The sequence below is a fragment of the Glaciecola punicea genome, from assembly GCF_001756615.1.
In the GTDB taxonomy this organism is placed as follows: Bacteria; Pseudomonadota; Gammaproteobacteria; order Enterobacterales; family Alteromonadaceae; genus Glaciecola; species Glaciecola punicea.
Map to the genome: position 1 here is coordinate 264,445 of NZ_LZXY01000002.1, position 13,316 is coordinate 277,760.

At 44.2% G+C, this 13,316-nt stretch carries 13 protein-coding genes; 6 read left to right on the forward strand and 7 right to left on the reverse strand.

What is annotated here, in order from left to right; all coding sequences use genetic code 11:
- The first annotated feature begins 119 nt into the window (after positions 1-119).
- Complete coding sequence (locus BAE46_RS03450; protein ID WP_006002146.1) at positions 120-404, forward strand: hypothetical protein; 285 nt, start codon at positions 120-122, stop codon at positions 402-404.
- 94 nt (positions 405-498) lie between these two features.
- Positions 499-942 carry a VOC family protein gene (locus BAE46_RS03455; RefSeq protein WP_070111765.1) on the forward strand — a complete coding sequence of 148 codons (444 nt, stop codon included), beginning with the start codon at positions 499-501 and terminating at the stop codon, positions 940-942.
- A 149-nt stretch (positions 943-1,091) separates the two neighbouring features.
- Here the strand turns inward: BAE46_RS03455 and BAE46_RS03460 are convergent, their stop codons facing one another.
- The 3 genes from BAE46_RS03460 to mrcB all read right to left on the reverse strand — a co-directional run bounded on the left by BAE46_RS03460 (position 1,092) and on the right by mrcB (position 5,224).
- The gene (locus tag BAE46_RS03460; protein ID WP_006002150.1) at positions 1,092-2,324 is read right to left on the reverse strand and encodes an ammonium transporter; all 1,233 of its coding nucleotides are present in this window, start codon (positions 2,322-2,324) and stop codon (positions 1,092-1,094) included.
- 24 nt (positions 2,325-2,348) lie between these two features.
- Positions 2,349-2,687: a P-II family nitrogen regulator gene (glnK, locus tag BAE46_RS03465; RefSeq protein WP_006002153.1), complete on the reverse strand. Its 339-nt coding sequence runs from the start codon at positions 2,685-2,687 to the stop codon at positions 2,349-2,351.
- 182 nt (positions 2,688-2,869) lie between these two features.
- Complete coding sequence (gene mrcB, locus BAE46_RS03470) at positions 2,870-5,224, reverse strand: penicillin-binding protein 1B (protein ID WP_141729314.1); 2,355 nt, start codon at positions 5,222-5,224, stop codon at positions 2,870-2,872.
- A 318-nt stretch (positions 5,225-5,542) separates the two neighbouring features.
- Between mrcB and BAE46_RS03475 the strand changes: the two genes are divergently transcribed.
- The 4 genes from BAE46_RS03475 (at position 5,543) to BAE46_RS14555 (ending at position 10,277) form a co-directional block, all read left to right on the forward strand.
- Positions 5,543-6,835 carry a lytic murein transglycosylase gene (locus BAE46_RS03475; protein ID WP_070111839.1) on the forward strand — a complete coding sequence of 431 codons (1,293 nt, stop codon included), beginning with the start codon at positions 5,543-5,545 and terminating at the stop codon, positions 6,833-6,835.
- 49 nt (positions 6,836-6,884) lie between these two features.
- Positions 6,885-7,736 carry a formyltetrahydrofolate deformylase gene (gene purU / locus BAE46_RS03480; protein WP_040519890.1) on the forward strand — a complete coding sequence of 284 codons (852 nt, stop codon included), beginning with the start codon at positions 6,885-6,887 and terminating at the stop codon, positions 7,734-7,736.
- Between the two features lie 124 nt (positions 7,737-7,860).
- A complete protein-coding gene (locus BAE46_RS03485; RefSeq protein WP_006002164.1) occupies positions 7,861-10,047 on the forward strand; it encodes a M3 family metallopeptidase in 2,187 nt (728 codons plus the stop codon).
- A gap of 83 nt (positions 10,048-10,130) precedes the next feature.
- A complete protein-coding gene (locus BAE46_RS14555) occupies positions 10,131-10,277 on the forward strand; it encodes a type II toxin-antitoxin system prevent-host-death family antitoxin (protein ID WP_141567178.1) in 147 nt (48 codons plus the stop codon).
- Here BAE46_RS14555 and BAE46_RS14725 read toward each other — a convergent pair.
- The 4 genes from BAE46_RS14725 to rpsQ form a co-directional block, all read right to left on the reverse strand.
- On the reverse strand, positions 10,227-10,394 hold the full coding sequence (locus BAE46_RS14725) for a hypothetical protein (protein WP_006002166.1): 168 nt from the start codon (positions 10,392-10,394) through the stop codon (positions 10,227-10,229). The genes BAE46_RS14555 and BAE46_RS14725 overlap by 51 nt on opposite strands.
- Before the next feature lie 72 nt (positions 10,395-10,466).
- Entirely contained in the window at positions 10,467-11,912 is a 1,446-nt protein-coding gene (locus BAE46_RS03495) for a 3-deoxy-D-manno-octulosonic acid transferase (RefSeq protein WP_006002168.1), read from the reverse strand.
- A complete protein-coding gene (gene moaA / locus BAE46_RS03500) occupies positions 11,912-12,880 on the reverse strand; it encodes a GTP 3',8-cyclase MoaA (RefSeq protein ID WP_040519892.1) in 969 nt (322 codons plus the stop codon). The genes BAE46_RS03495 and moaA overlap by 1 nt, the downstream gene beginning before the upstream one ends.
- A 178-nt stretch (positions 12,881-13,058) precedes the next feature.
- Positions 13,059-13,316, reverse strand: coding sequence for a 30S ribosomal protein S17 (gene rpsQ, locus BAE46_RS03505; protein ID WP_006002171.1), 258 nt, complete (start codon positions 13,314-13,316; stop codon positions 13,059-13,061).

Consider the following 13,316-nt stretch of genomic DNA (forward strand, 5'->3'; position numbering starts at 1 on the left):
AAGAATATACAAAAATACCGTTTTATTGCCTATTTGGCTATGTTTGTTTGAAATTTAAAGGCGTCAACAAAATATACGCATATGCTATGGTAAACTATCACTATAAACAAGGAGGCTCTATGCACATAGACAAAGCAAAAAAGAGAATAGCCAAGCAAGTTAATAAAGGCTTTAGAGGCTTCCCGCTCATTGCCATTGAGTATTTTGGCAACACCGCTAACGTTGCTACTGAAGTTGTTGTCCAATTTACTTTAGAAGAAGAAAGCCAGGCGCAAGAGGAGCGATTTGCCAGCCAAGGTGACGCCAGAGAAAATGAAACTATTCAAACATCCTTAGTCAAAATAATTGAACGCGCAGGTGCTAATTCAGTTACGCAAGTAAGCGGCGTTACGCTTATAAAATGAAAGGTTAGTCAATTACAGTAGCGAGCAGCAGCACTATTTTTCACAATTCATATATGTCTTTACACAGTTTAAAAATAGGAAAAAGGTTTACGTTATGCAATATTTGCACACCATGATAAGAGTGACCAATTTAGAAGATTCACTGCATTTTTACTGCGATTTACTGGGTTTAGTAAAAACAAGTCAGTATGACAGCGAAAAAGGTCGGTTTTCCTTAGTATTTTTAGCCGCGCCCGAAGATGAAGCGCTCGCCAAAAAACGCAGCGCACCTTTGCTAGAACTTACTTATAACTGGGATCCGCAAGAAGATTACACAACGGGACGTGCATTTGGTCATTTAGCCTTTAGGGTAGATGATCTTTACGGCTTATGTGACAAACTACAAAGCAGCGGCGTGACCATTAACCGACCGCCTCGCGATGGCCACATGGCCTTTGTAAAATCACCTGACAACATTTCAATTGAGCTGCTGCAAAAAGGTGACTCCCTAGATCCAGCTGAGCCTTGGTCGTCAATGCAAAACACAGGAACGTGGTAGCTACACATATTTATGAAGAAAAAAAAGCCAGCTAATGCTGGCTTTTCAATAACATACGGCAGTTTATTCTATATTATTATCATTATTGATTGTTGTATTACCGCACCTTTCTTCAAACTCACTTCTTTTCAAGCGCTTTATATAAAGGCTTATTTAAACTCAGGGTATGCCTCTAAGCCACATTCACTTATATCCACGCCTTCGTATTCTTCTTCTTCAGATACTCTTATGCCCATAATCGCTTTGAGTGCTAACCACACTAAGAGACTGGTCACGAATACCCAAATAAAGATAGTAAAGGCCCCTGCAAGCTGACCCGTAAATTTAGCGCCTTCATTGGTGATAGGCACCAGCATTAGTCCTAAGAAGCCTACTGTGCCATGAACAGAAATTGCGCCCACCGGGTCATCTATTTTTACTTTGTCTAACGCAAGAATGCTTAACACCACTAATATTCCGCCCAGTGCCCCAAACAATGTGGCCTGTAAAGGAGTGGGTGTAGATGGTTCAGCAGTTATGGCAACTAGTCCGGCTAATGCACCGTTTAAGGCCATGGTTAAATCTGCTTTACCAAACATGAGGCGAGCTAATAATAGGGCAGACACCAAACCACCGGCTGCGGCCATATTAGTATTCATAAATACTACAGCGACTGAATTAGCATTTTCAACCGAAGAGGTCGCCAGGACCGAGCCGCCGTTAAAGCCAAACCAACCTACCCATAGTATGAATGTGCCTAAGGTTGCAAGCGGCAAATTTGCCCCGGGAATTGCATTTGCTTTGCCGTCTTTTGAGTACTTACCCGCTCGTGCGCCTAACACTAATACCCCAGCAAGTGCTGCTGATGCGCCTGCCATATGCACAATCCCTGAGCCAGCAAAATCGCTAAAACCCAATTCTGCTAAGGAGAACAAACCAAGTACCTTCTCACCGCCCCACGTCCAACTGCCTTCCATTGGATAAATGAAGCCTGTTAGCACCACCGTAAACGCTAAAAATGCCCATAGTTTCATGCGTTCAGCCACCGCACCTGACACTATCGACATGGCGGTGGCAACAAACACAACTTGAAAGAAGAAATCGGCCGAAGGTGCATAGCCTGCTGGTTCCTCAACACCGGTTGCTCCGTCTGCCGTAATGCCGCTTAAAAAGAGGCTAAAATCATCGCCGCCATACATTATGCTGTAGCCACAAATCATATACATGATAGAAGCGACTGCATACAAAGCCACGTTTTTAGTTAAAATTTCGGTGGTGTTTTTTGCACGCACTAGGCCCGCTTCTAACATCGTAAACCCTGCGGCCATCCACATGACTAATGCGCCGCATATTAAAAAGTAAAAGGTATCTAGCGCATACCCTAATTCAAATGTAATTTCCATTGTGGTGTTCCCCAAAAAATTTACTTATAAGGCTTCGTCGTCAACTTCGCCGGTTCGAATACGCACGGCTTGTAACAAGTCGTACACGAATACTTTGCCGTCACCGATTTTGCCGGTTTTTGCTGCGCCAACAATAGCTTCTATTAAGCGCTCTACCTGATCGTCTTGCACCGCTATTTCAAGTTTTACTTTGGGTAAGAAATCGACTTGATATTCAGCGCCTCGATAAAGCTCGGTGTGGCCTTTTTGGCGGCCAAAACCTTTTACCTCAGTAACCGTTAAGCCATCTATACCGATGTCAGAGATGACTTCTCGAACATCGTCTAGCTTGAAGGGTTTTATGATGGCAGTGACTAATTTCATGTGTTGCTCCTGCGTGATTACACGTTAATGTGATGTGTTAACACAAAACAATACAAAAGGAATGCCAGAAATTAATAATCTTATTTTTCATAAGCTTACATTGAGAAAGGGATGGTTATAAATAAATAAGAGCACTGCAATGGTGCAAGTGCCCTATCTTGAACATTTATGGTGCGCCTATGCTAAGGACCAAATAAACGCTCCCACCACGACTTTTTACCCTCGGTGGGTTGAATAACAGGTTTGGGTTGACTAAGGCAGCCGCTTGGCTCGCCCAAGGCAGACTTAATCGCTGGCACACTAATCACGTCAGGGCAGCCTGGCAGTGTTTGCTCGCCCGTAACTTGATTGAAATGGGCGATCGTTAAGCTACGCGGAAACCGTCTTACCAAGGTTTTTGGCGACTGCTGCTTTTGCAGGGCTATAAATATAGGTAAAGCACCCGTTGCACCCGACATATTAATAGGCGTGTTGTTGTCATTACCAAGCCATACAGTGGTCACTAGATTTCGGTCGAAACCTGAAAACCAGCTGTCACGGTAGTCATCGGTGGTGCCGGTTTTTCCTGCCATATTAATGTTAGGAAACTCAGCTTTTATGCGTCTAGCAGTGCCGTGGGTAGTCACTTTATGCAACGCGTAGTTGACTAAATAAGTCGCGTCTTCGTTAGCCCGTATTTGCTCACGATTGGTACGTTTCCATAAAAGCTGGTCTTTATGTGTGGTAACCGCATACAACGAGTACAAAGGCTTGAATACACCGTTGTTTGAGATAGTTTGATACACCTGATTCACCTGCAGTGGCGAAAGCTCCACCGCGCCTAATGCAACCGACGGAAGCGCTCTTGTTTGGGTATTAGCACCTAGCCTGTTAAGGCTTCGAACTACTTCATCAAAGCCTATTGCTGCGGCCAAGTTTACGCTAGGCACGTTGTATGATTTTATCAGCGCATCGACTAATAATACTTGTCCTCTAAATTCTTTATCGGCATTTTGCGGCGCCCATTTTTTGCCATCGGCATCGTCAAAGGTGATTGGCTTGTCATCTAGCAGCGTGGCTAAGGTAAACTGACTGGGATCTTCAAGCGCGCTTAAAAAAGTTACCGGTTTAATCAGGGAGCCAATAGCCCGCTGCGCTCGCAGTGCTCGGTTAAATCCTGCAAAGGCGGTATTTTTGCCGCCTACTATTGCTCTAATCCCGCCTGTTTTAATGTCTGACATGACCAGTGCCGCTTCTAAATTCGGCTGCTTGTAGGTTTTTGACTTAGCTGAGACTACTTGTGTGACCGCATTTTCTGCCCGTCTTTGGGCGTTTATATCCAGCGTGGTAAAGACTTTTACCCCCGACATTCTCGATTCTTTAGTTTGTACCACTTCGCTAAGCTCTGCGCGCACTTTATCCATAAAAGCAGGGTGCTTACCCGAAGCAAGACTAGGGCTGTCATTTGTTACTAAGGGTCGACTCACCGCCGTTTCATATTCTTGGGGCGTAATTTCACTCGCTTCCAGTAAAAGCCGCAGCACTAAGTCTCTGCGCTTGGTTGTGCGTTCAATATGCCGTTTAGGATCAAAATACGACGGACCTTTAACCAAACCTACCAGCGTGGCAATTTCTTCAATCGCCAGCTCGTTCAAGGGCTTGTTGAAAAAATAGTGGCTGCCCAAGCCAAATCCATGCACCGCTACGGCGCCATTTTGGCCTAAGAACACTTCGTTTATATAGGCGTTTAGAATTTCATTTTTGCTATAGCGTGCGTCAATAACCAAGGCCATGGCGGCCTCTTTAAGTTTTCTGAGATAAGACTGTTCGCGGGTTAAAAACAGGTTTTTCACCAGCTGCTGGGTAAGAGTACTGCCGCCTTGCACCGTTCTGCCGGCGCTTATGTTAGCCATAAGAGCGCGTAAAATAGAAAGAGGCGCGACGCCATGATGCGTGTAAAAGTTTCTATCTTCAACCACCACCAGGCCTGCTTTTAATAGGTAAGGGATGTCGGCGTCAGCCATTAACATGCGGTCTTCGTCTAGGCCGCTAACCAAGCGTGATACCAGCCAAGGCTCTAAACTCGTGCGCGATAAAAAATTGCCGTTATCAAGTATTTCAATCCGAGAAATACGGGGGCCTTCCCAGCTTATTTGCATTCTCTGGGCAGGGTATAAAGTATCGGGATAATTAAATTCACGGCGATAAATAACGAGGCTATTGCTGCTTTGTGAGTATTCGCCTAACTCACTAATGGTGGACTTTTTACGATATCCTAGAAAGGAAAGCTCATCCACGACTTCTTGCATGGTAATTTCTTGTTTAACATCCATGGTAAGCGGGCGTGCATATATTTGCGCCGGTACTTGCCACTTATTGCCTTCAAATCTTGGTTTAATTTGCGCGTCTAAATAAACAAGATAGGCCACTACAACTGCAGCAGATAGCAGTATTAGTTTACCAAAATGACGTTTTAACCATTGAAACGGCGTGAAATTTATCCGCTTTTTGTTCACTTGTTTACCTTTTTTTCGCATTTTGTTACCAATATTTGCCATTCTTAGGATGTTATATTACGGTAAAGTTCCCGGATGTTATTCATTGTATGCAACATGATTGAGAACCGCTTTCTGCGCTATACTTTAAGCTGTACCCGCATGAACTGATACGCCATGAAGATAAGGTAATTAAGCTCTTCGTTATGGCTGCATGTTATAAGAGCTTGATCGTCTTATTCACCTTTATTTGATTGTTTAAGGAAGTAATTCTCGGTAGAGTATACCAAGCCTTTGTTACCAATACCTTATCCAAGGATGCGCTTTTTGAAAACTAACTTGAATACATTACCTTGCGTTACACTCGTGGATCAAGCTGCGATGAAGCAGACGCATAAATCTCGCGCTCCATTATCGTTGCACGCCTTATTAAACAAATGTAGTTTTTCGAAACCCATAAATCTATTGAGCGCTATCGCTGTTCTATGCAGTGTGTCTTTTACCACACTCGCCCTTCAAACCCAAGACGTAGCGTCGCTTGTAGCTCAAAACAAGGCCAATTTTGGTCAGTGCCTTGAAGGCAAAAAAGTGGAAGCCCTAAATGCAGGCGTCAGTCAGTCTAGAGTAAATGCTGAGTTTGACGGCTTCACTTTTATTCCACGGGTGATTGAATTAGATCGCAGCCAGCCTGAGTTTGTATCCACCTTCCCTGACTACTTTTCAAAGCGTGTAAACGAGTGGCGCATTACTAAGGGCCGTGAAAAATACGCAGAGCATCGCGAGTTCTTAAGAACATTAACTGATCAGTACGGTATACCAGGTCATTATTTGATTTCATTTTGGGGCCTTGAAACTAACTATGGCGGCTTTAAAGGCACAATGTCAACGCTTGATTCCTTGGCCACCTTGGCCTGTGACGAACGCCGCTCTCGCTTTTTTTCCAACGAGCTGTTTTTAGCCTTAAAGCTGATGGACTCTCAAGACTTAAAGCGTGAAGAGATGCAAGGTTCTTGGGCCGGTGCCATGGGACATACCCAATTTATGCCTACCACCTACACGAATTATGCAATAGACGGCGACGGCGACGGTAAAATAGACTTATGGGAAAGTGAAAAAGATGCCTTAGCATCAGGTGCGAATTTCTTGTGGCAGTTAGGCTGGCAACCAGGACTTCGTTGGGGACGTGAGGTGAAACTTCCACAAGGGTTCGACTTTCAGTTAGCTAATAACGAAGTGAAAACCATTACTCAATGGAAAGCGCTGGGTATTGTGAAGGGCGACGGTAGTTCACTGCCCAACAGTGACATAGAGTCACGCTTACGGGTGCCTGCGGGTCATCAAGGGCCTGCATTTTTAACCTACGCTAATTTTCGCACCATTATGCGTTGGAACAACAGCGAGTTTTACGCCATTGCAGTGGGCCAGTTAGCCAATCAAATCGCGGGCGGCGCAGGTTTGCATGCCACACTGCCTGATTTACCCAGTTTCAAGATAAGTGATATTGTTAAGCTTCAAAACAAGCTTAATGAATTAGGCTATGATGTGGGCGGCGCCGACGGTATTATGGGGCCAGCAACACGCGAAGGTATAAGGCAGTTTCAAGCTCAAAATGGCTTGGTTGCAGACGGTTTTCCAAGCCCTTCTACCGTCGACACGGTGCTAAGCACACGGTAATTACCCCTAGCGATTTTGGAGATGCGTTTTGCCTAGTGCAGAAAATAATATGGATGCAAGTACCTATAGAGTAGTCATAGATTGCCCTGACCAAGTAGGGCTTGTGGCAGCGGTTTCTCAGTTTTTTGCGTCGGTAAACGCAAGTATTCTTGAAGCCAGTCATCATACCGATGTAAAGCTGGCGCGTTTTTTTATGCGCCATGAAATAGCCGCGAATTCGCTCAAGCTAAATCACACTGACTTTAAGCAGGCCTTTGCGCAGCTTGCACAAAAGTATGATATGCGATGGAGCCTCAACAGCTCTCGTTCTAAACCTAAAGTAGCCTTGCTGGTGAGTAAAGAAGAACACTGCTTAAATGATGTGTTACACAGATGGCATACTGGCGAATTAAACTGCGATATTCCCTGTATTATTGGTAACCACAAAAGTATGCAAAAGTATGCTGACTGGTATGAAATACCTTTTCATTATATCGACTTTAGCAACAAGACTGAGGCCTTTGCTCACATTGAGGCGCTTATTCGCGACTACAAAGTTGACTTGACCGTGCTAGCCAGATTTATGCAAATAATCCCGGATGACGTATGCCAGCGCCTTAGCGGTAAAATCATTAATATTCACCATAGCTTTTTACCTTCATTTGTAGGCGCTAAACCCTATCAACAGGCCTACGACAGGGGCGTTAAGCTTATTGGCGCAACCTGCCATTACGTGACCAGTGTACTAGATGAAGGGCCTATTATTGAGCAAGAAGTAATGCGAATATCGCATAGCGACAGCAGCGATGATATGGTCAGAAAAGGTAAGCGATGCGAAATAAACGCCTTAGCTAACGGCCTTCGTTACCATATTGAAGACAGAGTAATTGTATTTGAAAGCAAAACAATTGTGTTTAACTAAGTCAGTCGTATTGCTAATTACAGCATTATAATTAAAGCATTAATCGTATAGTAAAAGCAAAGTGCGCCCATTAATGGTGCTACTTGATAAATCAAAATAAACGTTCATATTTAAGGAAATACTTTTGAAAAAAATAAGTACTAGCCTGCTCGCCGCAAGCATCGTATTGGCATTATCAGCGTGTTCGCCACCGTCTAACAATTCTACAAGTACAGGTTCAAGCATTGAGCAAAGCGCTGCCTCGGCTCAAAGCGCTCAGTACGACAACATTTTATTAGCCGAATTCAAAGGCCCTTATGGCGGCGTGCCTGCTTTTGATAAAATGGATTTGGGCTCACTCAAAGACGCCTTAACCATAGGAATGAAAGAGTCCTTAGCGGAATATAATGCAATAGCGAATAATCCTGAGCCTGCAACTTTCGCCAATACCTTCATTGCCATGGAAAGAGCCGGCAGTGCCCTTAACCGCGTATTCACCTACTATGGCATTTGGAGTTCAAACAAATCAAGCGCCGAATTTAGAGATATTCAACGAGAAATGGCGCCGTTATTGTCGACCTACCGCTCTGAAATATCACAAAATAAAGCGCTATTTGAACGCATAAAAGCAGTGCACGACAGCGATGAGATAAACACGCTCACCATGGAAGAACAGCGCATAGTTACCAATGGCTATCAAGGTTTTGTAAGAGACGGCGCACTATTAAATGATGCGGATAAAAAGCGTTATGCTGCCATTAATCAAGAGCTTTCTTCACTACATACTCAATTTGGCAACAACGTACTGGCAGATGAAGAAAACTACGTTTTATTTTTAGACAAAGACCAGCTAGCAGGACTACCTGATTCTTTCGTTAAAGCGTCAGCCTCTATGGCACAACAGCGTGGCCAAGCCGGTAAGTTCGCAATCACTAACACGCGTTCTTCTATGGATCCATTTTTAACCTATTCAAGCAATCGTGAACTGCGCCAAAAGGTATGGGAAACGTATTATAGCCGCGGCGACAACGCCGATGAATTTGACAACAATGCGCTAATCAAGCAAATATTAAAGCTTCGCCACGAACGCATACGCTTACTCGATTACGACAATTATGCGCAGTGGCGTTTAGAAGATCGCATGGCGAAAACGCCTGAAAACGCGATGAATTTAATGCAGCGCGTATGGCCTTCGGCCATTGCCCGCGTTAAAGAAGAAGTTACCGACATGCAGGCGATAGCCGACGCACAAGGCGCTGACATTACTATACAACCGTGGGACTATCGTTTTTATGCAGAGCAGGTTAGAAAAGACAAGTTTGCGCTAGATTCAGACGAAGTAAAACAGTACCTGCAGCTTGATAACCTGCGCGAGGCTATGTTTTATGTGGCTAATCGCTTGTTTAATTTCGAATTCACGCCAGTACAAGACGGCAAAGTACCGGTGTTCCATGAAGATGTAAAAGTGTGGGAAGTGGCCGACAAAACCAGTGGCAAGTTTATTGGTCTATGGTATTTAGATCCCTTTGCACGTCAAGGCAAACGCTCTGGCGCATGGGCAACCACATATCGTTCGTACACGACATTTGACGGCGAAAAAACGGTTTTATCGTCAAATAACTCTAACTTCGTAAAAGGCGCTGACGGCGAACCAACACTAATATCGTGGGATGATGCCGAGACTTACTTCCACGAATTTGGGCATGCCTTGCATTTCCTTTCAGCAGATGTGGTGTATCCAAGCTCGCACTCAGGCGTTCGCGACTACACCGAGTTTCAGTCTCAGCTGTTAGAGCGCTGGATTTTAACCGACGAAGTCATTAACAATTATTTGGTGCATTATAAAACAGGTGAGCCTATACCAGCCTCTTTGGTTGAAAAGATAAAAGCGGCATCAACCTTCAACGAAGGCTTTAAAACAACCGAATATATGGCCTCGGCAATAATGGATTTACGTTATCACACTACCGATCCAGCCACTATTGAACCTGACAGCTTTGAAACAGAGCAGCTTAAAGCACTCGGCATGCCAGAAGAAATAGTAATGCGTCACCGCTCACCCCACTTTGGGCACATATTCAGAGGCGAAGGCTATGCTTCAGCCTATTATGGCTACATGTGGGCCGAGGTACTCACCTCCGACGCTGCTGAAGCCTTTGCGCAGTCACCGGGTGGTTTCTACGACGAAGAACTAAGTGAACGTTTAGTTAAGTACTTATTTTCCGTTAGAAACGCAATGGAGCCAAGCGAAGCCTACCGTAAATTCAGAGGTCGCGATGCGAAAGTGGAAGCCTTATTGCGCGATAGGGGTTTTCCAGTCGACGGTGAGTAAAATCACCATCGGGAATTTATAAGCCCAGCCTCCAAAAGGAGCTTGCTTACTTTTAGCAAGTTTCGACCTATTGCGGTCATAAGATGAGTGCTCAATCCGAGCCAGTTTGTATTACGAGAAACGGAAAAGAACAGGGCGTGCTTTTGTCAAGCCATGAATATGCAGCCATAAAAAGTCAATTATTGCAGGCTGCCGCCCAAGGAGATCGTGCTAGCGGTATTGGTGGCTAAAACTGCGGTATGCTCATTCAAATTAGCATCCTGAAAATCAAAACTAATATCGTCTGGGCAATAACGTTTGAAGAAATCTCTATCGTAATCCTGACTGCTAAAAACAGTAACTTTCATAAACTATCTTAATTAAATTAGCGCTATGTAATTAGTATATTAAAAGAAATTCTTTCTTGGCGACACTGGGCATTAATTTTTCTGGTCGAGTATGGGCCGCAGTATACTCATGGTGTATTCAACGGCGCCGGCGTTTTTAAGCAGTACTTGCAAGCCTCGTTCACCGTCTTTGGTAGCGTCTTGTGGTCGCGATAGCCAATGTTGGAACACTTCTGTTAGGGCCTGCTCACTGTGGGTCACCATGAGCGCATTTTGTAGGGCAAGATGTTGGCAAATGGAAGGGTTGTTAAAGGTACTGGGGCCCATTGCGATTGGTTTTGCATAGAGCGCCGCTTCTAAAGCGTTGTGACCGCCTTTAGGGGCAAAACTACCGCCAACAAAAGTCACTGTGCATATGCTGTAGCAGGCTTTAAGCCAGCCCATTGTGTCCACTAACAGGCAATCAATTGGCTTTTCTGTTTGCTTTTCTGGGGCGTCTGGTACTGAGACCTTACTTGATACAAATGCCAAACTCGACTTGTCCACACATTTGCCACTTTGCGACACCCTTGCCACATTAAATCCCGTCGCGCGCATCAGATGATGCACGTCCTCGAAGCGATGGGGGTGGCGCGGCACCATAATTAAGAGTAGGTCTTGGTGGCGCTGTTTAAGATGCTTATAAGTATTTAGCAGCATTTTCTCTTCAGGATCATGCGTAGACGCCGCTAGCAATATTGGCCTAGTGCCTAATTTATAATCGCTGAGTATTTGCTTACCTAACGCTTCGTCGGCTAGATTAGGCAATAAATCAAACTTCATATTACGCGTCAGTTTTAGCTTGTTCTTATAAACTCCAAAGGCCACAAAGTTCTCAAACGACTCTGAACTCTGGGCGCAGATCAAGCTAAACTGCCGAAAGGTAGGTCTAAAAAGCCATGAAAATTGTCTGTAGCGGCGCAAAGATTTAGTCGTCATGCGGGCGTTTATAAGTACCACCTGCACGCCTCGTTTAGTGCAAACATGCAGCATATTGGGCCACACTTCAACCTCGGTTATCAAGACCAAACACGGCTTAAGCTTTTTATAGAATCGATTAATAAACAAAGGAATGTCTACGGGTAAATAATTATGCGACACCCTGTCCTTGAACATATTATAGGCGTGAACACCGCCGGTGGTAGATGAAGTGGTCAGCGTAATGGGTATATCGGGATATTCTTGTAATAAAGAATGAATGAGCCCACTTGCCGCGTTAATTTCTCCCACCGATACACAGTGAATATGAATACCGCCGGTTTTGCTTAAATGGCCCACTTTGCCAAACCTTTCCAAAAACGAACGATTTTCAAGCGGCTCTACGTCAGCGTTTGATTTTTTCTTGAATAACAGCAACCCTATGGGCAGCAAACAGCATAGTAGCAGAGTATAGGCATAGCGCGCCATATTGTATATAAGCGACGCATAGGCAGAGACGGGATATTTTTGTGTCATAAATAAGGTGTAATTAGTTGTCGTTGAGCATATTTGAAAAAGCACTAACCGCCTAACATGGCTAAATGCGTAGTGGCGCCGGTTTGTCGTTCGTGTAAAAAATGTGACGCTTTCTTTGTTGCCACGACCGACTGTAAATAAGCAATAAGGTTTTCTCGCTTCTCATCGTTTAGGCCCCAGCGTAAATCGTAACCTTGCTCTCCAAATAAACACAAATGCAGTTTGCCGATAGCCGATACACGAAGCCTGTTGCAGCTATCACAAAACCCAGTTTCATATGGCGAAATTACGCCAACCTTGCCGATATAATTAGGGTGCTGGTACACCTTTGCGGGGCCCGATAGCTTGTCTGTTAACACCCTTGTGAATCCGTTTTCTTGTAACGAAGTTTCAATATTTGAGGCGCGCATATGCTGTTGCTCAAAGAAAATAGGATTGTCGCCTGTTTCCATTAGTTCAATAAACCTGAAAGTAATGGGCTTGTCTTTTATAAATACCAGCACGTTTTTAAGCACGCTGGCATTAAACTGCTTCATTAGCACCAGATTAAGCTTTATTTCTAGCCCAATATTAGCAGCAATTTCAACGCCTTTGAGTATACCCGCTAAATCGCTATAGCCGGTAATAAGTTGGAACTGCTTAGGGTCGAAACTGTCAATACTCACGTTGACACTATTTAGGCCTGCATCTTTAAGCTGTGCGGCCATTTTAGCCAGCCTAAAACCATTCGTAGTAAGCGCTATTTTCTCTACTGCGTCTTGCTTGCGGACAAGGTCGATAACACGTGGGAGATCTGAACGTAGGCAGGGCTCACCGCCGGTGATCCTGACTTTCTTGGTGCCTAACTCGGCAAAAACCGAAACCACCTGCTGTATTTCATCTAGACTCAAAAATCGCTGCTGATGAGATCTCTTATAGCCGTCTGGCAGGCAATATTGACAGCTAAAGTTACACACGTCAGTAACAGAGAGTCTCAAATATTCAAATTGCCGGTTAAATTTGTCTGACAACACCATAGCGCTTAATCATTATCCGAATAAAGTAGTCATTGTTAGAGGTTAACATTTTAATCGTGCCACGGTAAATATTAGCATTTAGTTTTGCACTCTAGTTTATGTCTGTATAGCAGACATAAAAAAAGCGCTATTCATAACAAATAGCGCTTTTTGTGGTGCTTAGAAAAGATCTGCGTTATACGCGGGCTTTTTCTAAAACGTCAACTAACATCCAAGTCTTAGACTTTGACAAAGGACGGCATTCAGTAACAGATACTAAATCGCCTTCGTTACAAACATTAGCTTCGTCGTGTGCATGTAACTTAGTAGAGCGCTTGATAAACTTTCCGTAAATTGGGTGCTTAACAAATCTCTCTACCATAACAGTAATGGTTTTATCCATTTTGTTACTTACCACACGACCTTGGACTGTACGAATTTTTTGTTCAGACAT